The organism is Roseateles sp. GW821-FHT09G09 (genome assembly GCF_059415965.1).
On the sequence record NZ_JBWKOG010000004.1, the window covers coordinates 547,084 to 569,123 of the forward strand.

Below are 22,040 nucleotides of genomic sequence, written 5' to 3' on the forward strand. Positions count from 1 at the left end.
CCTTCGCGATGCGTGTGTCCATCGCGTCCGACGCATGCAAGGCTCGTCCAGAGCGGCCACCCGTGAGCAAGCACCATGTCCCTGCAGTCCCCGCCTTCCTTCCACAGCACCGCCCCGTTCGATCCCCTGTCGGGCAGCGGCGGCGGCTTCCCGTCCGTGCTGCCGATGCCAATGCCGGTGGCCGGCTGGTCGGCGCGGCGCATCCTGTCGGCCTGCCTGCTGCTGGCGAGCCGCATCGGCCGTCACGACGAGGCCGCGCCCATCGGGGCCGCGCTGGCGGTGGACCTGGGCGACGAGCGCGCGGTCAAGGTGCTGATGGCGGTCGGCGCGCTGTTGGGCGGCGACGCATCGGTGGGCCGCGCGGAACTGGCGGGCGAGCAGCATGCCGGCGAGGCCGATGCCGCCACGCTGGTGTTCGCGATGGTCGACCGCCTGGCGGGCGGCCAGCACGCCTGGCGACCGCTGGTCGAGCGCGTGCTGGCCACCAGCAGCGATCCGACCTGGCGCGCGATCGCTTATGCGATCGAGCAGATCGGCTGAGCCGCACCTGCATCGCCCGGATTGCCGCCTGCAGTCACGCATGGATACAGCCGGCCCTCAGCCTGCTGTCAGGCTCGCTTCCCACAATGGCCTCCGATCCGGTCAGTCTGTCGCGACCGGCAACCTCAAGAGGACCTCGGAACCATGTGGAAAATCGTCGTTGGATTCATCGTTTTCGCCGCGATCGCGCTGTTCGTGCTGATGAAGAGCGGCGGCAACATCGACCTGACGGGCGAGAAGCACGACGTGACCGGCGGTCATGCGGAGCAGGCCGCGAGCGACGCGGCCTCGGCGGCGATGGCGGCGGCCTCCGCGGCGCTGCCGGCTGAGGCGGCCTCGGTGGCCGCGTCGGGCGCTTCCCGGTAAGCGATGCCCGCCGCGACGCAGCCAGCGTCGCGGACCCGGGGACCGGTCAACCGACCCGGTCCTCGCTGGCGGCGCGCAGCGGCGCGTCGACCGGCAGACGCATCATCATCCAGGTGCCTTCGCCCGGCCGGGAGATCACCTCGATCTGGCCGCCGAGCACGTTGGTCACGATGTTGTGCACGATGTGCATGCCCAGGCCCGATCCGCCCTTGCCGAGCTTGGTCGTGAAGAAGGGATCGAAGATCCGGCGCACGATCGACGCGTCCATCCCGTGGCCGTTGTCGTCGACGCTCAGCTCCACCTGCGTCGCGTCGAGCCGGTGGCAGCTGACGCGCACCTCGCCTTGCGTCTCGCCCTCGAACGCGTGGACCAGCGTGTTCATCAGCAGGTTGGTGAGGACCTGGCCGAGCGCGCCGGGATAGCTGCTCATCTGCAGGTCCGGCTGCAGGTCGGTGACGATGCGGAAGGGCGTGTGCTTGAAGCTGGGCTCGACCATCACGAGCACGTCCTCGACCACCTGCGCCAGCTCGAAGTCGCGCCGCGTGTCGCTGGTCTGATCGATCGCGACCTGCTTGAAATCGCGCACGAGGTCGGCCGCCTTCTGCACGTTGCGGTGCAGGATGTCCTGGCCGCGCCGCGTGTCCTTGGCCAGCTCCTCGAGCTGGCTGCGGCGCATCGGCGTGTTGTCGGTGAGCATGCGGTCGAGCTTGACCCAGCGGTCCTCCAGCGCCGACACCACCGTCAGCGCGTTGCCCAGCGGCGTGTTGAGCTCGTGGGCGACGCCGGCGACCAGCCGGCCGAGCGAGGCGAGCTTCTCCGACTCGACCAGCTCGCGCTGCGCGGTCTTGAGGTTGGCCAGCGCCTGCGTGAGCTCGGCGTTGGACTCGGTGAGCTGCACGGTGCGCTGCGCCACCTGGTCCTCGAGCGTGCTGGCGTGACCGCGCAGGTCGTCGAAGGCCTTCAGCAAGGCGAGCCGCATGCGCTCCATCGCCTTGCCGACGCGGGCGATCTCGTCCTCGCCGCCGAAGGCCAACGGCTGGTCGAGCTGGCCGGACGCGAGTTCGTCGGCGGCCTCGGACAGGCGCGCCATCGGGCGCAGCACCCGGCGCTGCATCACGACAAGGATCAGGCCCAGCGACACCGTCAGCGTCAGCAGGCTGCGCCACAGCGCGTTCCAGAGGTCGTCGCGCTTGCGCGCCATCAGCGGCTCGGCGCTCATGACCACGGTCAGCTTGGCGATCTCGCGGCCGTCGCGCAGCACGGGGCGCGTCTCGCTGAGCGTCATCGCATCGTCGGGCGTGCCGCGATGGAATTCGACGAAGGCCTGCTGCGCGGCGTTCTCCGTCACCACGACGGAGACGAAACGCGGATCGTCGACCTGCGCCTTGACCATCGGCTCGGCCAGGTCGGGCGAGACCTGCCAGATCGGCTCGGCCAGCGACAGCGCCAGCACTTCCGACACGCGCGACAGATCGCGCTGGAGGTCCTCCATCACGACGCGGCGGCTCAGCTGCTGCTCGTACAGCAGCACGCCGCCGGTGGGCAGGGCCAGGCCCGCCAGCAGCGCCAGGATCACGGCGCTGCGCAGAGAAGTCTTCATCAGGGCCACGTCCGTCCCTCTGTCCATCCCTTGTGACGACGGATTATGCGGGGCGACGGTGACCGCCTCATGCGGCGAAACGCTCATCCGCCGCCAGCACGGTCACGCGGTTGCGGCCCTGGGCGCGGGACGCCTGCAGCGCCTGGTCCGCGCGGCCGATGAAGTCGCGCGCGCTCTCGCCCCGGCCTAACTGCGTGACGCCCATCGACAGGCTCAGGCGCCGGTCGGCGTCGGCCTGCAACTGCCCGATGCCGTGGCGCAGCTGTTCGGCGAGGGTGTAGGCCTCGTGCAGGCCGGCGCCCGGAATGAGCAGTGCGAACTCGTCGTCCTCGATGCGCGCGGCGACGTGGTGGCTCTGCGCGATGCTGCGCACGGCGTTGGCGACCTGTTGCAGCGTGTCGTTCAGGCGCGCCTCGCCGAGGCGCGCGCGCAGCGCCACAAAATCGTCGATGTCGCCCAGCAGCAGGCACGGGGCCGTCGGCGTGCCGGCATCGGGGCTCTGCAGGCAGTCGGCCAGCGCGCGATCGAAACCGCGCCGGTTGCTCAAGCCCGTCAACGGATCCAGCAGCGCCTCGCTGCGGGCGCGGTGGACCTCCTGCCTCAGGGAGGCGACTTCCTGGCGGCTCGCTTCCAGCTTCGCGACCAGGCCGTGGATCGCGTGGCCCATGTCCTGCGTGCCCTGCAGCGCGGCCGCCAGCACCTGGACATGCTGGCCCGGCGCCGCGTCGCGCAGCGAGCGCTCCCAGCCCTGCAGCGCCCGGGCGTACTGCTGCACCTGCTGGCCGGCCTGATCGGTGCAGTCGGACACGCCGCGCAGCACGTCGCCGACGTCCTGCGCCAGGGTGACGGCCATCTGCTCGTCGAGCTCGGCGATGTGCTTGCGGTACAGCGCCCAGGTCTGCGGCTCGTCCAGCGTGCCGCCGTCCTGGGTCAGCCCCATCAACTCACGGCTGAGCGCGCCGTTCATCGCGGTCACGTGCTCGTACCAGACGGCGTACGTGACCGGATGCAGCGCGGCGCGCTGTCTGGACATCAACGGCAAGGCGGTGCGCAGCGCCTGGGCGCTCGCAGCGATGCTCTCGGTGTACCTCATCGGCAGGGTCCCTCGCAGGTCCGGAACCTGTCGCCTCCGTCGAGACGCGGTCCCTTGTCGTTTCCCATCCCCACTACCGCCGTCCGCAGCGTCGTCGCGGCAGGCGCTTGCCGGACTTCGGCGCGGTGGGGCCAGGTCTTGAGGGCATCGGCGCACGTGGGCGATGCGGGGCGCAACTATTCACGCGGGATGGGACAGGGGAGGGGACATGGCTGCGAGGACCGAGCAGAAGCCGGCAGCGCCGGTGCCCCTCTGCGCTCAATCGCCTCCTCACGCTCGGCATTCGCTCCGAGGGGCACCGGCGCCGCCGGCTTCGAGACGACGGGGCGGATCGGGGCGTGGCGGGTGGGGCGGCAAGCGTGCATTGCCCCTTCGCGAATGCGGCCCGCGCGTCGATTCCTAGAATCGACGCATGAGCAGTTCACCCACCGCGGCACCGGTCGCCTCCGCCGATCCCGGCTCGGCGCGCGTGCCGCTCAGCGGGCTGCTGCTCGCCGTCGGCGGCGCGATCGGGTTCTCCGGCAAGGCGATCATCGTCAAGCTCGCCTACCGCCACGGCGTCGACGCGATCACCCTGCTGATGCTGCGCATGCTGCTCGCGCTGCCGCTGTTCCTGCTGCTGGCATGGTGGGCCGGCCGCGGCAAGCCCGCCCTGACCGGACGCGAGAAACTCGCCGTGCTGGGACTGGGATTCAGCGGCTACTACCTCGCCAGCTTCCTGGACTTCGCCGGCCTGGCCTACGTCAGCGCGAGCTTCGAACGCCTCATCCTCTACCTCAACCCGACCCTCGTGCTGCTGCTGTCGTGGGCGATGTTCGGACGCCGCGTGACGCTGCGCCAGGCGGGCGCGCTGGCCGTCAGCTATGCGGGCGTGCTGCTGGTCTTCGGGCACGAGTTGCAGGTCGCCGGCGCGAACGTGTGGCTCGGCGGCGGACTCGTCTTCGGCAGCGCGGTGGCCTATGCGCTGTACCTCGTCTACAGCGGCGAATGGGTCAAGCGCCTCGGCGCCATGCGGCTCACCGGGCTGGCGACCTCGGTGGCCTGCGGTTTCTGCATCGCGCAGTTTCTGCTGGCGCGGCCGGTGTCGGGGCTCGCGGACCTGGCGCCCGCGGTGTGGTGGCTGTCGGCGCTGAACGCGCTGGCCTGCACCTTCGCGCCGGTGCTGATGGTCATGATGGCGATCGAGCGCATGGGGGCGGGTGTCGCCGCGCAGACCGGCATGGTCGGCCCCATGTCCACGATACTGATGGGCGTGCTGATCCTGGACGAGCCGCTGACCGGCTGGGTCGTCGCGGGCACGGTGCTGGTGTTGGGCGGCGTCTGGCTGCTCGCGCGCCAGCGCCGCTGACGCCCCGATGCGCTGAAGCCTGGCGCTCGAACTCCCTCTCCCGCTTGCGGGAGAGGGCAGGGGTGAGGGCCAGCGGCGGTGGCAGTGCTGAAGCCCTTGCGAGGGCAGACGAATCAAGAACGGAGATCGACATGGACTTGGGACTGACGGGCAAGTGGGCCCTGGTGTGCGCGGCCTCGAAGGGCCTGGGTGCTGGCTGCGCCGAGGCGCTGGCGGCTGAAGGCGTCAACGTGGTGATCACCGCGCGCGGTGAGGAAGCGCTGCAGGCGCAGGCCGCCAGGCTGCGCGCGATCAATCCGGCGGTGCAGGTCGTTGCCGTGGCCGGCGACATCACGACCGAGGCCGGCCGCGCCGCCGCGCTGGCCGCCGCGCCCCAGGTGGACATCCTGATCAACAACGCCGGCGGTCCGCCGCCCGGCGATTTCCGCGACTGGGAACGCGAGCAGTGGCTCGCCGCGCTGGAAGCCAACATGCTGACGCCGATCGCACTGATCAAGGCGACGGTGGACTCGATGGCGGACCGCGGCTTCGGGCGCATCGTCAACATCACCTCGGGCGCGGTGAAGGCGCCGATCGACGTGCTGGGCCTGTCCAACGGCGCGCGGTCGGGCCTGACCGGCTTCATCGCCGGCATCGCGCGGCAGTCGCGCATCGCCGGCCGCAACGTGACGATCAACAACCTGCTGCCCGGCGCCTTCGACACCGAGCGCCTGCAGAAGACGATGGCCGCCGGCGCGCAGAAGTCGGGCCAGCCGGTCGACGACGTGCGCGCCAAGCGCATGTCGGCGATCCCGGCGCAACGTTTCGGCAGCGCGGCCGAGTTCGGCGCGATCTGCGCGCTGATGTGCTCGGCTCATGCGGGCTACCTGACCGGGCAGAACATCCTGCTCGACGGCGGTTCCTACCCGGGCACGTTCTGATCGACGGCGCCGGGATGCTCGGGCGGATCCTCGGCCGGATCTTCAGCCGGATCCTCAACGTCTTGCCGACGAGACCAGGATCCCCGCCGCGATCAGCGCGAAGGCCGCGCCGTGGAACCACGCCGGCCATTCGCCCAGCAGCGCGGCCGACATGAGCGCCGCGAAGACCGGCGTGAGGTTGCCGAAGAACGCGGCCAGCGTCGGCCCCGCCTGGGCGACGCCCAGTCCCCAGCAGCGGTAGGCGATCAGCGACGGCCCGATCGCGACGTAGACCAGCGCCGCGACCAGCGGCCAGCCCCACTGCACCGGCGGCACGCCGACGGCCTGCTCCACGCCCGCCGACGCCCAGCCGAAAGCCAGGCCGAACAGCATCTGCGCCATCAGCAGCGCGGCCCAATCCCAGTCGGGCCGGCGCTCGCCCTGCATGTGCGCGGGCGGTCGCGCCAGCAGCCAGCTGTAGAAGGCCCAGCTCAACACGGCCAGCAGCATCAGCAGGTCGCCGACGACGAACTGCACGTGCGTCAACCGCTCCAGGTGGCCGCGCGAGATCACCAGCGCGACGCCCGCCAGCGAGAGCAGCGCGCCGGCGAGCTGGCGGCGCGTCGGCCCCACGCGATAGAGCAGGGCGCCGACGGCCAGCATCCACACCGGCAGGCTGGCGGCGATCAGCGTCACGTTGAGCGCCGTCGAGCTGTGCAGCGCCTGGTACTGCAGCGCGTTGTAGCAGCCCATGCCCAGCACGCCGGTCAACGCGAAGTAGCCCCAGCGCGCACGCAGCGGGGCCAGGTCTTGCAGCAGCGCCCGCGCGGGCCGCGCGATCAGCACCAGCAGCACGAAGGCCAGCGTCCAGCGCGTCGCATTGAGCAGCAGCGGCGGCACCAGCGGTCCGACCGAACGCCCGACGACGGCGTTGCCCGCCCACAGCAGCGGCGGCAGCGTCAGCATCAGGGCCAGTCGTGGGGTCAAGGTCATTGCGGCGGTGCGCCGGAATCGCGAGACTGGCACGATAGCCGCGATCGGCGCGTCGGGCGACGCGCGAGCGACATCCCCCCTTGAGGAGAACCCTGATGAGCGACAGAGCCGTGCGCATCTCGCAACCCGGCGGACCGGAGGTCCTGACCATCGAATCCATCGAGGTCGGGGACCCGGGCCCCGGCGAGATCCGCATCCGCCACGCGGCCTGCGGCCTCAACTACATCGACATCTACCACCGCAGCGGCGTCTACCCGCTGCCCTTGCCGACCGGCCTGGGCATGGAGGGCGCCGGCATCGTCGAGGCGGTGGGCGAGGGCGTGACCCACCTGAAGCCCGGCGACCGCGCCGCGTACGCGAGCCAGCCGATCGGCGCCTACGCGACCGCGCGCGTGATGCCGGCCAGGTGCGTCGTGAAGCTGCCGGACTTCCTGAGCTTCGAGCAGGGCGCTTCGATGATGCTCAAGGGCATGACGGTGCAGTACCTGCTGCAGCGCACGCTGCCGCAGGGCGGGCTGCAGGCCGGCGACCACGTGCTCTTCCACGCGGCGGCAGGCGGCGTCGGCCTGATCGCGTGCCAATGGGCGAAGGCGCTCGGCTTGAGGCTGATCGGCACCGCCGGCAGCGACGCGAAATGCCGGCTGGCGCTGGACCACGGCGCCGAGTTCGCGATCAACTATTCCACCGAGAACTTCGCCGATCGCGTCCGGGAGATCACCGGCGGCAAGGGCGTGAAGGTCGTCTACGACTCCGTCGGCGCGTCGACCTGGGAAGGCTCGCTCGCGAGCCTGCGACCGTTCGGGCTGATGGTCAGCTTCGGCAACGCGTCCGGCGTGGTGCCGCCGGTGTCGCTGAAGGCGCTGTCGGCGTCGGGGCTCTACCTGACGCGGCCTTCGCTGTTCGTGCACCTGTCATCGCTGGAGGCGACGCAGCAGATCTCGGGCGCCCTGTTCCAGGCGGTGGAAAGCGGCGCGGTGAAGATCGAGGTCGAACAGCGTTATCCGTTCGACGAGGTCCAGCGCGCCCATCGCGAACTGGAAGCCCGCACGACGACGGGCTCAGGCGTGCTGCTGGTTTGAACCGGCGGAGCTGGCGAGCGGCGGATCCAGATCGGCCGCCACCGTTTCCGCGTCCAGCAGCGCATCGTTGGCGCTGTGGTCGGCGCGCGGGTCACGCGGATCGCGCGGGTCGTCGCGGGGCACCCGGGCGTCCGGCGCCTGCGCATCGGTGACGATGCGGCGCGGCACCGGCAGCTCGTCGAGCCCGGCGGGCACGGTGTCGGCGGCGAAGTCGGCGGCCGGCTCGCCGTCGAGCGATCCGGCCGTCGTCTCGTGGACCTCGACGTCCACGGTCTCGGTGCGCAGCACCTCGTCCAGCACCAGCGGCTGCGACACCTTGACCTCGAAGCTGAAGCAGGAGCCCGCGCCGGGCTGGCTCTCCACCTGCACCTCGCCGCCCATCAGCTCCACCAGTCGCTTCACGATGGTCAGGCCCAGCCCGGTACCGCCGTAGCGGCGCGTGATGCTGCCGTCCGCCTGCGTGAACGGGCTGAAGATCTGCGCGATCTGCTCGCGCGTCATGCCGATGCCGGTGTCGTGCACCGCGATGCGCAGGCGCAGCGGACCGGCGTGGACCGGCTCGTCGCCGCCGCCTGCGTCCACGCGCTGGATGTCGACGCGGACTTCGCCCTTCTCGGTGAACTTCAGCGCGTTGCCGACCAGGTTCACCATGATCTGGCGCAGCCGCAGCGCGTCGCCCAGCAGATGCTGCGGCACGCCCGGCTGCACGCGGGCGTGCAACTGCAGGCCCTTCTCGTGCGCCTGCAGCAGCAGCGGATGCAGCGCCTCGCGCAGGCAGTCGTGCAGGCTGAACGGCGCCTGGTCGATGATCACGCGGCCGGCCTCGATCTTGGCGATGTCCAGCAGGTCGTTGATGATGACCATCAGCCCCTTGGCCGAGCTGTGCGCGAGTTCGATGAACTTGCGCTGGCGCTCGTTGAGCTCGGTCTGCAGCACCAGCTCGGTCAGGCCCAGCACGCCGTTCATCGGCGTGCGGATCTCGTGGCTCATGTTGGCCAGGAAGGAACTCTTGGCCTGGCTGGCCGCCTCGGCGGCCTCGCGCGCGGCCTCGAGCTGCGCCTGCGTGGCCTTGAAGTCTCCGACGTCGCGCGCATTGAGCTGCAGCACGACCTCGCCGCTGACCGGGTCGCGCATCGGGCGCGCGTCGACGGCGTGCCAGCGCCGGCCGTTGGCGGTGTTGATCTCGAGCTCGGCGCCGAAGGTCTGGCCGCCACGCACCTGCGCGACGATGCGGCGTGCCAGGTCGGGTTCCGGGAAGATCGCGCTGAAGTCGGTCGCGCCGATGGTCTTGCGCAGCCCGTTGAAGCACATCGCCGCGGCCGGGTTGCGCATCAGCACGCTGCCGTCGCGCAGCGAGAACACCGCGATCCGCACCGAGGTGTGCTGCAGCGCCTCGACGCCGCGCAGCAGGCTCTTGTCCACACCGCTGACCAGCGAGTCCGCCGCGAACAGCATCACCTGGCGCTTGTCGGGCGTGCGGATGCCGCGGGAGACCAGCATCACCGTCGCCGGCTGACCCTTCGGGTACAGCGTCCACTGCTCGCGCACCAGCTTGCCCTGCGTGTGGTCGGCGGCCGTCACCGCCAGCCGCTCGGCCACCGAGGGGCTCATGTCGCTGAGGTCGCGGGAGAGGAATTCCTCGGCGCTGTCCGCGCGCCAGAAACCCAGCGCGGCGGCATTGGCCCAGAGGTTGCGCTGACGCTCCTGGTCGTAGACCCACATGGGCACATCGAGCCAGTCATAGTGGGTCAGGCAGGAGAAGTCGAGCATGGGAGCGAGGCCCTTGTCGGCCCTGTTCTTGGTTACGTTCGGTCGCAGCGGATTGTCGCCGTGGGCCGTGTCCTGTCCATGGCGGCGATGTCCACTTCGTCACGTCGAAGGCCCATGCGTGCCGAACCCCGCCGCGCCCGCGTGACGCCCTCCCTCTTCCGGACAAGGCTACGCAGACGGGCGTGCGGGCGCCAGCCTCGTTTCTCCGGGGGAACCCTCGGTCCGAGGGGCGGTACGGCCTTGACGTCAAGGGCGCGCTCCCGCGCGCCGCGTGCTCAGCCGCGCTTGACGCGCCGCAGCTCGTCCCAGATCAGCAGGACGGCGCCGATGGTGATGGCGCTGTCGGCGATGTTGAAGGACGGGTAGTACCAGCCGGCCCAGTGCAGCTGGATGAAATCGACGACGTAGCCGTGCAGCAGGCGGTCGACGATGTTGCCCACCGCGCCGCCCAGGATCAGGCTGAGCGCCCACGCGAACTGCGTCTGGTGGCCGTGGCGGCGCAGCATCCAGATGATGAAGATCGTCGCCGCGACGCCGAGCCCGACGAAGAACCAGCGCTGCCAGCCCGACGCGCCGGCCAGGAAACTGAATGCCGCGCCGGTGTTGTGGACCCGCACCAGGTTGAAGAAGGGCAGGACGTAGTGGCTGTCCCCGTACTGGAAGCTGTGCAGGATCAGCACCTTGGTGAACTGGTCGGCCACGATCACCAGCAGGGCGATCGCCAGCCACTGGACCAGGCGGTTGTTCGACGAGGACGGGGACTTGGTGGCCATGGATGCAGCACGGAGGGAAGCGCGGAACCCGCAACTGTAGCGCCCGTGGCGCCGGCGCCGTGCGGCTACAGTTCGGGCCCGACGAGGACCCCATGAGACTTCGCCTGAAGATCCTGTTGCTGGCGCTGCTGCCGCTGGTCGCCTCGCTGCTGCTGATCGCGGTCGCGGTGCGCCAGCAGGAGCGCGAGCTGCTCGCCCGCGAGCATGCCGCCGTGCAGCGCGCCTACATGGACGCGCGCCGCGACGAGCTGCGCCATTACGTCGAGCTGGCCGTCAGCACGCTGCAGCCGCTGTACGCGCGTTCGCCCGGACAGAGCGCCCGGACCACCGACGCCGACGTCGAGCGCGACAAGCGCGAGGCGCTGCGGCTGCTGTCCTCGCTCGACTACGGCGAAGACGGCTATTTCTTCGTCTACGACCTGCAGGGCAAGGTGCTGATGCACTCGCGCCAGCCGGAGCTGCTCGGCCGCGATCTCTGGGGCCTGCGCGATCCGCTGGGCCGGCCGACGATCCAGCAGCTGGTCGGGCGGGCCAAGGCGGGCGGCGGTTATGTCGAGTACCTCTGGCGCAAGCCGTCCAGCGGCGAGATGGCGCCCAAGCTGGGGTATGTCGTCGCGATGGAGCGCTGGAACTGGATGCTGGGCACGGGCCTGTACCTGGACGGCATCCGCGCGACGCTGGAGCAGCTCGACCGCGAGGCGCAGGCCAACATCGCGCGGACGATGTGGGGCATCGCCGCGATCGCCGTGTTCGGCGTGGCGCTGATCAGCGCGAGCGCGCTGGCGCTCAACCTCAGCGAGCATCGCCAGGCCGAGGCCCGGCTGCGCGCGCTGGCGCACGAGGTGGTGCGCTCGCAGGAGGACGAACGCGCGCACCTGTCGCGCGAGCTGCACGACGGCGTCAGCCAGACGCTGGTGTCGACCAAGCTGCTGATCGAATCGGCGCAGCAGGCCGGCTCGACCGCGCTGCTGCCGCGCGCGCTGGAACGGCTCAACGCCAGCCTCAGCGAGGTGCGCGGGCTGTCCCACCGCCTGCGCCCGGCGCTGCTCGACACGCTGGGCCTGCCGGCGGCGCTGGAGCATCTCGCGCGCGAGTTCGACGAGGCGGGCGCGGTGCCCGTGTCGATGCGCGTGGCCGGCACGCCGCGCGAACTGCCCGAACTGCTCAACACCGTGCTCTTCCGCGTGGCGCAGGAGGCGTTGACGAACGTCGCCAAGCATGCCGGCGCGGCGCGCGTGGAGATGTCGCTCGACTTCGCGCCGGAGGATGCGCGTGGCGACGACGCGGCCGTGCTGCTGCGGGTGCTGGACGACGGCGCGGGCTTCGATCCCGCCGACGCCGAACGCGACGATCCGAGCCACGGCATCGGCCTGCGCAACATGCGCGAACGGATGGCCTCGATCGGCGGCGCGCTCGACCTGCAGTCCAGCCCCGGCCACGGCACGCAGGTCGAGGCCGTCGTGCCCCTGTCGGCGATCCGTCGCCTGGCGCGAGACAATCCGGTCCCATGAGTTCGGATCCTTCCTCCGGCGCTGCGAGCCACGGCAGCCCCGCCAGCCCCGCCGTCCCCGGTGACGCGGCCGGCGCGGCCGGCGCGGCCGCGCCCGTGCGCATCCTGCTGGTCGACGACCACCCGCTGGTCCGCGAGGGCGTGCGCTCGCGGCTGCAGGGCGAGGCGCGTTACCTCGTCGTCGGCGAGGCCGGCAACGCGGAGGAGGCGATGATGATGCTGATCGCCACGCAGCCGCAGGTCGTGCTGCTGGACGTCGGCCTCAAGGGCCACAACGGCATCCAGCTCGCGCAGACGATGCTGGAGCGCGTCCCCGACCTGCGCGTGCTGATGTACAGCATGTACGACAACCCCGAGTACGTGCAGCGCGCGCTGCAGGCCGGCGCCCGCGGCTACGTCCTCAAGGACGCGCCCGCCGGCGAGATCGTGGCGGCGATCGACGCGGTCGCGGCCGGCGGCACTTTCCTCAGCCCCGGCGTTTCCAAGCGCATGTTCCGCAGCCAGCAGCCGCGGCCCATCCTCTCCCCGCGCGAGAGCGAGATCCTGTCCGCGCTCGCCCGCGGCGAATCGAGCAAGCAGATCGCCCGCACGCTCGACCTGTCCGTCAGGACCGTCGAGACGCACCGCCAGAACATCAAGCGCAAGCTCGACCTCGACGGCCAGGCGGAACTGATCCGCTATGCGGTCGAGCATGCGCGTGGGCTGCCGCGCGATCCGCCCTGAGCGGACCGGCCGATGAAACCGGCGGCCCGTCGCCGGCGACAAAGCGGCTCCCGTTTCCGAGGCGCCGCGCCATGTTCCCTTTCCCGACCTGCACCCCCCGCGACAACTACGCCGCCGCAGATGCGCTGTGGTCGTCCGGCGCGCATGCCCAACCGGCCTCTCCCGCCGCCGTGCGGTGGGGGCGCGAGCTGGCGATGCCCGGAAGCTGGCCGTCGACGAGGGAACGCAGACCGCAGGCCGAGTTCCTCCTCGAGCTCGTGACCGTGGTGCGCGGGATGGACGTCTTTCCTGCGGGATCCGACCTGCTGGTGAGTTGGGTGTTGCTGGACCGGCACGCGGCGGCCGAGGCGCCCTCACGTTTTCTCGCGGCAACGGGTCCGGACGCTTCCACACCGGGCAGGCCTTACCCCTGGATCAGCGGGTACTTCCAGTATGACGGCAGCGCGTTCATCGGCCTGGGCGAAGTCCAGCGCGTTGACGGCGAATCGCATCCCGCCCTGCACGCCAGCGAACCGATGGACGCGGACCGAGCCTTCGATCTCATCGCCCAGGCGGCGCATCGGACGCATCAGGCGTTGGGACAGAAGTCGCCGGCGTGCTGCTCCGACGGTGCGTCCCTGCGCCACGCCGTGTCCGATCACCTCCGGGACCATCCCGAGATCGCCGAGCCCTTGGCGAGGCGTTTCCCGCTGGGATCCGGTTATCCCCCGCCCGTCCTGACGTTTGAACAGGTGGCGGCCAATCGACGGGCGGAAAGGGATCATCTGAACAGCGGCAGCGCCACGCCCACGGAATATCGGGTCCCCATCGACGTCATGCGCGCGCTGCTGCCCGGCGGCGAGACCCAGCTGGAGCCGGCCATCTGGGACGGGCTCCGGGAGATCCCGCGCAAGCTGAAGCTCAGTCCCACACCTTTCAACCTCGCGTTCCACGTGGGGACGGTGACCTGCCTCGGCAGACAGTCCCAGCGGCCGGACCTCGTCAGCCCCGGTTCGATCGACGAGATGCGTGCCGCGATGAAGTGGAAGTCGGGCCGCACCTTGAACGTCCGCGAGCTGTTCTCCGGACGGTACGACCTCGCCACGGCGGTCGTGGAAGGCCTGGTGAGCGCCAGCACCGTGCGTTTCGCCAAGTGGTACGGCGATCCGGACCCCCTTCCGGATCGTGATGCGGGTTAATCCGTACGTGCTCCTACGCCGGTGCGCTAGTGCCCGCGACGGATGTGCGAAACCGCACAGGAACGGAAACTGCCGCCGCTAGACAGCCCGCGTGCGCCGTCGTCCTTCGTGGCCGCCGGGGCGCGCGACCATAAAAGGAGACATCGATGTCGAACATGAGTCGCCACCTCGCCTGGGCGGGCGTGGCCATCCTCGGGGCGTTCGCCCTGGCTACCGTCGCACTGGCGAACGGCGAAGCGGTCAGCGCGCTGTGGGTCGTCGTCGCGGCGATCTGCGTGTACCTGATCGGCTACCGCTACTACAGCCTGTTCCTGGCCACCAAGGTGCTGGGCCTGGACCCCACCCGCAAGACGCCCGCCTGGAAGCACAACGACGGCCTGGACTTCGTCCCGACCCACAAGTACGTGCTGTACGGTCACCACTTCGCCGCGATCGCCGGCGCCGGTCCGCTGGTCGGTCCGGTGCTGGCCGCGCAGATGGGCTACCTGCCGGGGCTGCTCTGGATCCTGGCCGGCGTGATCTTCGCCGGCGCGGTGCAGGACTTCATCGTGCTGTTCATCTCGACGCGCCGCGACGGCCGCTCGCTGGGCGATCTCGTCAAGCAGGAGATGGGCACCGTGCCCGGCGTGATCGCGCTCTTCGGCGCGTTCATGATCATGATCATCATCCTGGCGGTGCTGGCGCTGATCGTCGTGAAGGCGCTGGCCGGCTCGCCCTGGGGCACCTTCACCGTGGCGGCGACCATCCCGGTCGCGCTGTTCATGGGCGTGTACCTCAGATTCATCCGCCCGGGCCGCATCGGCGAGGTGTCCATCATCGGCTTCGTGCTGCTGATGCTGGCCATCGTCGGCGGACAGTTGGTGCATGAGAGTCCCGCGTGGGCGCCGCTGTTCACCTACGACGGCAAGGCGCTGACGTGGATGCTGATCGGCTACGGCTTCGTCGCCGCCAGCATCCCGGTGTGGCTGCTGCTGGCGCCGCGCGACTACCTGTCGACCTTCCTGAAGATCGGCACGATCATCGCGCTGGCCATCGGCATCGTGATCGTCGCGCCGCCGATGCAGATGCCGGCGTTCACCCAGTTCGCGGCCGGCAACGGCCCGGTGTGGTCGGGCAACCTGTTCCCCTTCCTGTTCATCACCATCGCCTGCGGCGCGGTGTCGGGCTTCCATGCGCTGATCAGCTCGGGCACCACGCCCAAGATGCTGGACAACGAAGTCAACGCGCGTTTCATCGGCTACGGCGGCATGCTGGCCGAATCCTTCGTCGCGGTGATGGCGCTGGTGGCCGCCTCGTGCATCGAGCCGGGCGTCTACTTCGCGATGAACAGCCCGGCGGCGCTGGTGGGATCGACGCCCGACGCGGTCGCCGCGACGCTGTCCACCTGGGGCTTCGTGATCACGCCGGAGATGCTGGTGCAGACGGCCAAGGACGTCGGCGAGAACACCATCCTCGCGCGTGCCGGCGGTGCGCCGACGCTGGCGGTGGGCATGGCCCACATCCTGCACCAGGTGGTGGGCGGCAAGGCGATGATGGCCTTCTGGTATCACTTCGCGATCCTGTTCGAGGCGCTGTTCATCCTGACCGCCGTCGATGCCGGCACGCGCGCCGGCCGCTTCATGCTGCAGGACCTGCTGGGCACTTTCGTGCCGGCCCTGAAGCGCACCGAGTCGCTGCCCGCCAACCTGATCGCCACCGGCCTGTGCGTGGCGGCGTGGGGCTACTTCCTGTACCAGGGCGTGGTCGATCCGCTGGGGGGCATCAACACCTTGTGGCCGCTGTTCGGCATTGCCAACCAGATGCTGGCTGCGGTGGCGCTGCTGCTGGGCACGGTGGTCCTGTTCAAGATGAAGAAGGACCGCTACGCCTGGACGACGATCCTGCCGGCGGCCTGGCTGCTGATCTGCACGATGACGGCGGGCTGGCAGAAGATCTTCAGCGACGATCCCAAGGTGGGCTTCCTGGCGCACGCCGCGAAGTACGCGGACTCGCTGGCGGCGGGCAAGGTGCTGGCGCCGGCCAAGAGCCTGGAGGCGATGGAGCGCGTGATCTTCAACGACCGCCTGGACGCGGGCCTGTGCGCGCTGTTCATGTTCGTCGTCGTGAGCGTGCTCGTCTACAGCGTCAAGGCGGTGCTGAAAGCGCGCGCCGAGCGCAAGCCGTCGGTACGCGAGACCCCGTTCGAACGCATGCCCGAGGGCGCCACGGCGGGCGGCCATGCTTAAGCAGGCTGCGGAAGCCGCCCAGGCCGCGCTGTCGGCGGCCTCCGACGTGCTGCAGGCTGGCCGCTACATGGCACGCGGCGTGCGCCAGCAGCTGATTGGTGCGGACTACGGCGCCTACCTGGCACACATGTCCCGCACCCATCCCGACCAGTTGCCGCTCAGCTACGAGGCCTTCTTCCGCGAGCGCCAAGAGGCCCGCTACAGCTCCCGCACCGGCCGCTGCTGCTGATCGCACGAACGGCGCAAGGTCGCCCGGGGCCGGCGGAGTGGCCGAGCCCCGGACTGACTTGGGGCGCCGTCTGTTCGAGCAAAGCGAACCGAAGGTGAGCGGCGCGAGTTGGCGCCCCGGCGAGGCCACTCCGCCGGCCCCGGGCGACCTTGCGCCGTGGCTCGGTGACACTAGGCAGCATGCCTCGCTTCTCCGCCAACCTCAGTTTCCTCTACCAGGAGCTGCCGTTCCTCGACCGCTTCCACGCCGCCGCCCGGGACGGGTTCGCTGGCGTGGAATGCCTGTTCCCTTACGACGTTCCTGCTTCTGAAGTACGGGCTCGCGCCACGGCGCACGGTCTGAGCGTCGTGCTCATCAACGCACCGCCTGGCGACTGGGCGGCGGGTGAGCGGGGCCTGGCCTGCGTCGAGGGCAGGGAAGGGGACTTCCGGGACGCTGTCGAACGATCACTCGCCTATGCCTCGGTGCTGGCCTCGCCGCGCGTGCACGTTCTGGCGGGCCTCCTGCCTCCCGGAAGCGATCGCGAAGCTGCCGTCGCGCGGTATGAAGAGCGCCTGCACTGGGCCGCGGAGCGCGCGTCCCGCGCCGGCATCAGCGTCATGATCGAACCCATCAATCCGCACGACATGCCTGGTTATCTGCTGCAGCGGCAGGACGAGGCCCACGCGATCGTCGAGCGCATCGGTGCGGCGAACCTGAAAGTCCAGATGGATCTGTACCACTGCGCGCGTGTCGAGGGCGATGTCGTCGCACAGTTGCGCCGGCACCTGCCCACGGGCCGCGTGGGTCATTGCCAGATCGCGGGCGTGCCGGACCGGCATGAGCCGGACGAGGGCACGCTCGACCTTCGGGGGGCGTTGACCGCGATCGACGAGATCGCAGCGGCGACCGGATGGGAGGGTTGGATCGGTTGCGAATATCGACCGCGGCGCGGCGCCGTACCCGGAGGCACCAGCGACGGCCTCCGCTGGTTGTTCCCGACTCGACGGGAAAACGCCTGACGCAGGTTGCTCCCGCCACCTACTGAGCGACTCCATATCGATCGAAGGAGTCGCGGTGAGAGATTGTCGAGGGGGCAGGGTCGTCCCGGCGCTGGGACTGGCATGCGCTCTGTCCAGTGGCTTGTTCGTCCCCGCCAACGCCGATGCGGTGATGATCAGCGAGGCGAAATTCGTCGAACTCGGCGGAAACCGCGACGCGGTCGAACGGACCTTTCCCGCCGTCCTTGCGCAATTGCGCGCACGCAGCCTGTCCGCGCAGTTCCTGGCCGTCGGCATGATCGATCGCTGCACGGCCACCTGGCTGGGTGAGCAAGGTCCGCACACCTACCTGCTGACGGCCGCGCACTGCGTCAACTCGGCAAGCGGCCAGGCGACGGCCAATCGCCAGACGTTTCGGGACTGGCGCGGCCAGGTCATCGCCCAAGGAGAGGGATGGGCCGTCAAGCCGTCCCATCGACCGGGCGCCCGGCCCGGCTGGTATCTGTCCGAAGACATCGCCGTGTTGCGACTGCCACGGGTCGCCACGCCCGTCGACGCGCGCGGCCGCCGGCTCGATCCCCCGACGATCGCCGAGGACGACCTCCAGGTGTCCCACGGCGTCCACTTCGTGGGCTACGGACTGGCGGGCGTGGGATCGGACTACATCCCCGTCCCCAGGGCACAAAGCCGGGTGACCGGCGAAGCCATTGTCAGCGGTGTGATCGCGCAAGGGCGCAGCGTGGTGACGGGGTATGAGCCGCGGGCCGGCCACCCGTCCTGGGCATTTCCCGTCAGCGGCGACAGCGGTTCCGCACTGTGGCGCGTGAACCAGGGCTACTGGCAGGTGGCGGGCGTGGCGGCCTCGATGTACTGGAAGCCGGTCTTCCTGGCGCAGGCTCCCCAGGTGTCCCGCCACGCCGCATGGATCGACGGCATCTTCCCCGGCGCCGTGCGGCAGTCCGAGCGCATGACGGTGACCGCCTCGACGCCGTTCGTGTCCAGGAACCATGTCGACGATCCGTCGGGAGCAACGATCCACTTCGTCATTCCGCCTCAGCGCGGTGCCGCCGGCCCCTCCGTCGGTCGATGGTCGGACGTGAACGGGCTCAGCATGATCATCGTGGAGGTCCAGGAAGCCCGCACCGGTGCGACCGCTCCGATCCGGCTCCGGGCACACCGGGATGCCGGGTGCCGGCTCTCGCCCATCGAGGACGCGGCACCGTGCCCCGGCTCAACGAACAACCGGTTGAACGTGGCGTTTCGGGCCGAGGACAACCGCGGCTTGAAACCTGGCGTCTACGTCGGTCGCTTCGACGTGGATGTCCTTGCGGGGACGGACCGCTCCCGTCGCCAGCGCATGACCCTCCACCTCGACGTCCGCCATCTGCTGCGGGGTCAGGTCTCCACCACGGCGGCCTACGTCTCGCCCCACCTGGCCGAGCACGCCGCCCACGGCATGGTCTATTACACCGTGCCAGCGCAGGAGCGGGCGCGCGGGCCGGTGGCCGGACTGTGGAACGGCAGTGACCTTCCCAGCAGGATCCTGGTGATGGTGCGCGATGCCGTGACCGGCCAGGAGCGGGAGATCGTCCTGCGGGCGCGACGCGATCCCCTCTGCGGCGGAGGACGGATGACACGCATGGAAGATGCCGTCACCTGCCAGCGGCGCTCGGCCGGGCCGCTGACGGTGGGCTTCCACCGCGAGGACAACCCCCCGCTGCCCGCCGGCCTCCACCGCGGTCGAGTGACTGTCCAGGCGCACGACTGGATGGATCGCAACTTCCACCAGCTGATCGAGCTCGACGTCGATCTGGACACGCTCGACGCGGCCGCCGATCAGGCGATGGCCCGCGCCTCGCCGTCGCCGTAGAGATTGCTCTCGCACCGCCCGCAGATCGTCGGATGCGCCGGATTGACGCCGACGTCCGCGCGGTAGTGCCAGCAGCGCTCGCACTTCTGGTGCGACGACGGCGTCACGGTGATGCTCAGCTCGCCGGCCAGCGCCACGCTCGCCGCGGACGTGATCAGCACGAACTTCAGGTCGTCGCCCAGGCTGTCCAGCAGCGCGAGGTCCTCGGCGTTCACGCCCAGCGCGACCTCGGCCTGCAGCGACGAGCCGATCGCGCCGGTGCTGCGGACTTCCTCGATCGCCTTGTTCACCGCGTCGCGGATCTCGTGGATGCGGTTCCACTTGGCGATCAGGCCGTCGTCGTGCGCGATGCCGACCGACCAGTAGGTCTCGGTGAAGATGGTGTCGCCGGCCTCCTTGCCCGCGAAGACCTTCCACGCCTCTTCCGCGGTGAAGCTCAGGAACGGCGCCATCCAGCGCAGCATCGCGTGCGTGATGTGCCACAGCGCCGTCTGCGCCGAGCGACGCGCCGTCGACTTCGGTGCGCTCGTGTACAGGCGATCCTTCAGCACGTCCAGGTAGAACGCGCCCAGGTCCTCCGAGCAGTACACCTGCAGCTTGGCCACGACCGGGTGGAACTCGTAGCGCTGGTAGTGCGCCAGGATCTCCTCCTGGAACTGCGCGGCGCGGGCCAGCGCGTAGCGGTCGGCCTCCAGCAACTGGTCCAGCGGCACGGCGTCCGACGCCGCGTCGAAGTCCGAGGTGTTGGCCAGCAGGAAGCGCAGCGTATTGCGGATGCGGCGATAGCCGTCCACGACGCGCGCCAGGATCTTCTCGTCGCCGGCGATGTCGCCCGAGTAGTCGGACGCCGCCACCCACAGCCGGATGATCTCGGCGCCCAGCTTCTTGCTGGTTTCCTGCGGGTCGACGCCGTTGCCCAGCGACTTGCTCATCTTGCGGCCCTTGCTGTCCACGGTGAAGCCGTGGGTCAGCAGGCCGCGGTAGGGCGCGCGGCCGTTGATCGCGCAGGAGATCAGCAGCGACGAATGGAACCAGCCGCGATGCTGGTCATGGCCTTCGAGGTAGAGGTCGGCCTCCGGGCCGGTCTCGTGCGCCGCGCCGGCGTGCGAGCCCTTGAGCACGTGCTGGAAGGTGGAGCCCGAGTCGAACCACACGTCCAGGATGTCCTGGCCCTTCGAGTACTGTTCCGCTTCCGCGCCCAGCCACTCGGCCGGGTCGAGCTTGGACCAGGCCTCGATGCCGCCGGCCTCGACCAGCTGCGCGGCGCGTTCGATGAACTCGAGCGTCCTCGGATGCGGCTGACCGCTGTCCTTGTGCAGGAAGATCGGCAGCGGCACGCCCCAGCTGCGCTGGCGCGAGATGCACCAGTCCGGCCGGCCGGCGATCATGTCGTGCAGTCGCGTCCTGCCGTTCTCGGGATAGAAGCTGGTCTGCTCGATCGCGTCCAGCGCCAGCTGGCGCAGGGTCTTGTCGGCCTTGTCGACGGTGAACACGCCGTCGCCCTCGTCCATGCGGACGAACCACTGCGCGGCCGCGCGGTAGATCACCGGCGACTTGTGGCGCCAGCAGTGCGGGTAGCTGTGGCGGATCTTGCTGTGCGCCATCAGGCGGCCGGCGTCCTGCAGCGCCGCGGCGATCACCGGGTTGGCCTTCCAGATGTGCTGGCCGCCGAACAGCGGCAGCTCGGCCTCGTAGACGCCGTTGCCCTGCACCGGGTTCAGGATGTCCTTGAACGCCAGGCCGTGCGCGATGCACGAGTTGAAGTCGTCCACGCCGTAGGCCGGCGCCGAGTGGACCACGCCGGTGCCGTCGTCGGCGGTGGCGTAGTCGGCCAGGTACACGGGGCTCTCGCGGTCGAAACCGGGATGCACGTGCGCGAGCGGGTGCTTGAACTTCAGCAGCTCGAGCGACTTGCCCGGCGTGACGGCGACGGTCTTGCCCTCGATGCCCCAGCGGGCCAGGCACTTCTCGACCAGCGCCTCGGCCACGACGAAGTAGCCGCGCTCGGTGTCGACCAGCGCGTACGGCAGTTCCGGATTCAGGTTCAGCGCCTGGTTGGCGGGGATGGTCCAGGGCGTCGTCGTCCAGATGACGGTGAACGCCTCCTTGTCCAGCTTCGGCACGCCGAAGGCCGCGGCGAGCTTCTCCGGCTCCGCGCTCAGGAAGGCGACGTCGACCGCCGGGGAGTCCTTGTCGGCGTACTCGATCTCGAACTCGGCCAGCGAGGAGCCGCAGTCGAAGCACCAGTACACCGGCTTCAGGCCGCGGTAGACGAAACCGCGTTCGAACAGGCGCTTGAGCACGCGCAGCTCACCCGCCTCGTTCTTGAAGTCCATCGTCCGGTACGGATGGTCCCAGTCGCCGAGCACGCCCAGGCGCTTGAAGTCGCTGCGCTGCTGGTCGATCTGCTCGGTGGCGTAGGCGCGGCTCTTGGCCTGCACCTCGTCGCGCGGCAGGCCGCGGCCGAAGGTCTTCTCGATCTGGTTCTCGATCGGCAGGCCGTGGCAATCCCAGCCCGGGATATAGGCGGCGTCGAAGCCCTCGAGCTGGCGCGCCTTGACGATCATGTCCTTCAGGATCTTGTTGACCGCGTGACCCATGTGGATCTGGCCGTTGGCGTAGGGCGGGCCGTCGTGCAGCACGAACTTCGGGCGGCCCTGGCGCGCCACGCGCAGGCGCTGGTAGAGGCCCTGGTCTTCCCATTCCTTCACCCAGCCCGGCTCGCGCTTGGGCAGGTCGCCGCGCATGGGGAACGGGGTGTCGGGCAGGTTGAGCGTCGAGCGGTAGTCGGCTTTCGCTTCAGCTTTCGCGTCGAGGGGGGCGTCGGGCTTGGAGGCGTCGGTCATGGCGGCGGCAATCGAAGG

General features: G+C 70.0%; 18 protein-coding genes. 12 read left to right on the forward strand and 6 right to left on the reverse strand.

The window, feature by feature from the left end; genetic code table 11:
- Positions 1-75: 75 nt before the first annotated feature.
- A complete protein-coding gene (locus AC07O8_RS13830; protein ID WP_495048562.1) occupies positions 76-540 on the forward strand; it encodes a hypothetical protein in 465 nt (154 codons plus the stop codon).
- Positions 541-684: 144 nt separating this feature from the next.
- Positions 685-906: a hypothetical protein gene (locus AC07O8_RS13835; RefSeq protein WP_495048563.1), complete on the forward strand. Its 222-nt coding sequence runs from the start codon at positions 685-687 to the stop codon at positions 904-906.
- Between the two features lie 46 nt (positions 907-952).
- Here the strand turns inward: AC07O8_RS13835 and AC07O8_RS13840 are convergent, their stop codons facing one another.
- Together AC07O8_RS13840 and AC07O8_RS13845 are read right to left on the reverse strand one after the other, a co-directional pair.
- Positions 953-2,506, reverse strand: a complete 1,554-nt coding sequence (locus AC07O8_RS13840) for a sensor histidine kinase (RefSeq protein WP_495048564.1) — start codon at positions 2,504-2,506, stop codon at positions 953-955.
- Between the two features lie 67 nt (positions 2,507-2,573).
- Entirely contained in the window at positions 2,574-3,599 is a 1,026-nt protein-coding gene (locus AC07O8_RS13845) for a GGDEF domain-containing protein (RefSeq protein ID WP_495048565.1), read from the reverse strand.
- A 412-nt stretch (positions 3,600-4,011) separates the two neighbouring features.
- On the opposite strand from AC07O8_RS13845, the gene AC07O8_RS13850 reads away from it, so the two are divergent.
- Positions 4,012-4,947 carry a DMT family transporter gene (locus AC07O8_RS13850; RefSeq protein ID WP_495048566.1) on the forward strand — a complete coding sequence of 312 codons (936 nt, stop codon included), beginning with the start codon at positions 4,012-4,014 and terminating at the stop codon, positions 4,945-4,947.
- 131 nt (positions 4,948-5,078) lie between these two features.
- Positions 5,079-5,867, forward strand: coding sequence for an SDR family NAD(P)-dependent oxidoreductase (locus tag AC07O8_RS13855; RefSeq protein ID WP_495048567.1), 789 nt, complete (start codon positions 5,079-5,081; stop codon positions 5,865-5,867).
- 54 nt (positions 5,868-5,921) lie between these two features.
- Here the strand turns inward: AC07O8_RS13855 and AC07O8_RS13860 are convergent, their stop codons facing one another.
- On the reverse strand, positions 5,922-6,839 hold the full coding sequence (locus AC07O8_RS13860; RefSeq protein WP_495048568.1) for a DMT family transporter: 918 nt from the start codon (positions 6,837-6,839) through the stop codon (positions 5,922-5,924).
- Positions 6,840-6,934: 95 nt separating this feature from the next.
- Between AC07O8_RS13860 and AC07O8_RS13865 the strand changes: the two genes are divergently transcribed.
- Positions 6,935-7,918 (forward strand): quinone oxidoreductase family protein, encoded by a 984-nt coding sequence (locus AC07O8_RS13865; protein ID WP_495048569.1) that lies wholly within the window; start codon positions 6,935-6,937, stop codon positions 7,916-7,918.
- On the opposite strand, the gene AC07O8_RS13870 is transcribed toward AC07O8_RS13865, so the two are convergent.
- Together AC07O8_RS13870 and lspA are read right to left on the reverse strand one after the other, a co-directional pair.
- Entirely contained in the window at positions 7,898-9,688 is a 1,791-nt protein-coding gene (locus tag AC07O8_RS13870) for a sensor histidine kinase (protein WP_495048570.1), read from the reverse strand. The genes AC07O8_RS13865 and AC07O8_RS13870 overlap by 21 nt on opposite strands.
- A 275-nt stretch (positions 9,689-9,963) precedes the next feature.
- Complete coding sequence (gene lspA, locus AC07O8_RS13875) at positions 9,964-10,461, reverse strand: signal peptidase II (RefSeq protein WP_495048571.1); 498 nt, start codon at positions 10,459-10,461, stop codon at positions 9,964-9,966.
- 92 nt (positions 10,462-10,553) lie between these two features.
- Here lspA and AC07O8_RS13880 point away from each other — a divergent pair, with 92 nt between their 5' ends.
- The 7 genes from AC07O8_RS13880 (at position 10,554) to AC07O8_RS13910 (ending at position 19,176) form a co-directional block, all read left to right on the forward strand.
- Positions 10,554-11,972, forward strand: coding sequence for a cache domain-containing protein (locus AC07O8_RS13880; RefSeq protein WP_495048572.1), 1,419 nt, complete (start codon positions 10,554-10,556; stop codon positions 11,970-11,972).
- The gene (locus AC07O8_RS13885; RefSeq protein WP_495048573.1) at positions 11,969-12,694 is read left to right on the forward strand and encodes a response regulator; all 726 of its coding nucleotides are present in this window, start codon (positions 11,969-11,971) and stop codon (positions 12,692-12,694) included. The genes AC07O8_RS13880 and AC07O8_RS13885 overlap by 4 nt, the downstream gene beginning before the upstream one ends.
- A gap of 257 nt (positions 12,695-12,951) precedes the next feature.
- Positions 12,952-13,872, forward strand: coding sequence for a hypothetical protein (locus AC07O8_RS13890; protein WP_495048574.1), 921 nt, complete (start codon positions 12,952-12,954; stop codon positions 13,870-13,872).
- 146 nt (positions 13,873-14,018) lie between these two features.
- Entirely contained in the window at positions 14,019-16,097 is a 2,079-nt protein-coding gene (locus tag AC07O8_RS13895) for a carbon starvation CstA family protein (protein WP_495048575.1), read from the forward strand.
- Positions 16,090-16,326, forward strand: coding sequence for a YbdD/YjiX family protein (locus AC07O8_RS13900; protein ID WP_495048576.1), 237 nt, complete (start codon positions 16,090-16,092; stop codon positions 16,324-16,326). Before AC07O8_RS13895 ends, AC07O8_RS13900 begins: the two co-directional genes overlap by 8 nt.
- A gap of 179 nt (positions 16,327-16,505) precedes the next feature.
- Positions 16,506-17,327 (forward strand): hydroxypyruvate isomerase family protein, encoded by an 822-nt coding sequence (locus AC07O8_RS13905; protein ID WP_495048577.1) that lies wholly within the window; start codon positions 16,506-16,508, stop codon positions 17,325-17,327.
- Between the two features lie 121 nt (positions 17,328-17,448).
- Entirely contained in the window at positions 17,449-19,176 is a 1,728-nt protein-coding gene (locus tag AC07O8_RS13910; protein WP_495048578.1) for a trypsin-like serine protease, read from the forward strand.
- On the opposite strand, the gene ileS is transcribed toward AC07O8_RS13910, so the two are convergent.
- Positions 19,143-22,022 (reverse strand): isoleucine--tRNA ligase, encoded by a 2,880-nt coding sequence (gene ileS / locus AC07O8_RS13915; protein ID WP_495048579.1) that lies wholly within the window; start codon positions 22,020-22,022, stop codon positions 19,143-19,145. The genes AC07O8_RS13910 and ileS overlap by 34 nt on opposite strands.
- Positions 22,023-22,040: the final 18 nt, after the last annotated feature.

What these genes read in the sequence shown, in the direction of transcription:
- AC07O8_RS13830 (WP_495048562.1), top strand. Translation starts at nt 76, where the DNA reads ATGTCCCTGCAGTCCCCGCCTTCCTTCCACAGCACCGCCCCGTTCGAT.
- AC07O8_RS13835 (WP_495048563.1), top strand. Translation starts at nt 685, where the DNA reads ATGTGGAAAATCGTCGTTGGATTCATCGTTTTCGCCGCGATCGCGCTG.
- AC07O8_RS13840 (WP_495048564.1), bottom strand. Translation starts at nt 2,506, where the DNA reads ATGAAGACTTCTCTGCGCAGCGCCGTGATCCTGGCGCTGCTGGCGGGC.
- AC07O8_RS13845 (WP_495048565.1), bottom strand. Translation starts at nt 3,599, where the DNA reads ATGAGGTACACCGAGAGCATCGCTGCGAGCGCCCAGGCGCTGCGCACC.
- AC07O8_RS13850 (WP_495048566.1), top strand. Translation starts at nt 4,012, where the DNA reads ATGAGCAGTTCACCCACCGCGGCACCGGTCGCCTCCGCCGATCCCGGC.
- AC07O8_RS13855 (WP_495048567.1), top strand. Translation starts at nt 5,079, where the DNA reads ATGGACTTGGGACTGACGGGCAAGTGGGCCCTGGTGTGCGCGGCCTCG.
- AC07O8_RS13860 (WP_495048568.1), bottom strand. Translation starts at nt 6,839, where the DNA reads ATGACCTTGACCCCACGACTGGCCCTGATGCTGACGCTGCCGCCGCTG.
- AC07O8_RS13865 (WP_495048569.1), top strand. Translation starts at nt 6,935, where the DNA reads ATGAGCGACAGAGCCGTGCGCATCTCGCAACCCGGCGGACCGGAGGTC.
- AC07O8_RS13870 (WP_495048570.1), bottom strand. Translation starts at nt 9,688, where the DNA reads ATGCTCGACTTCTCCTGCCTGACCCACTATGACTGGCTCGATGTGCCC.
- lspA (WP_495048571.1), bottom strand. Translation starts at nt 10,461, where the DNA reads ATGGCCACCAAGTCCCCGTCCTCGTCGAACAACCGCCTGGTCCAGTGG.
- AC07O8_RS13880 (WP_495048572.1), top strand. Translation starts at nt 10,554, where the DNA reads ATGAGACTTCGCCTGAAGATCCTGTTGCTGGCGCTGCTGCCGCTGGTC.
- AC07O8_RS13885 (WP_495048573.1), top strand. Translation starts at nt 11,969, where the DNA reads ATGAGTTCGGATCCTTCCTCCGGCGCTGCGAGCCACGGCAGCCCCGCC.
- AC07O8_RS13895 (WP_495048575.1), top strand. Translation starts at nt 14,019, where the DNA reads ATGTCGAACATGAGTCGCCACCTCGCCTGGGCGGGCGTGGCCATCCTC.
- AC07O8_RS13900 (WP_495048576.1), top strand. Translation starts at nt 16,090, where the DNA reads ATGCTTAAGCAGGCTGCGGAAGCCGCCCAGGCCGCGCTGTCGGCGGCC.
- AC07O8_RS13905 (WP_495048577.1), top strand. Translation starts at nt 16,506, where the DNA reads ATGCCTCGCTTCTCCGCCAACCTCAGTTTCCTCTACCAGGAGCTGCCG.
- ileS (WP_495048579.1), bottom strand. Translation starts at nt 22,022, where the DNA reads ATGACCGACGCCTCCAAGCCCGACGCCCCCCTCGACGCGAAAGCTGAA.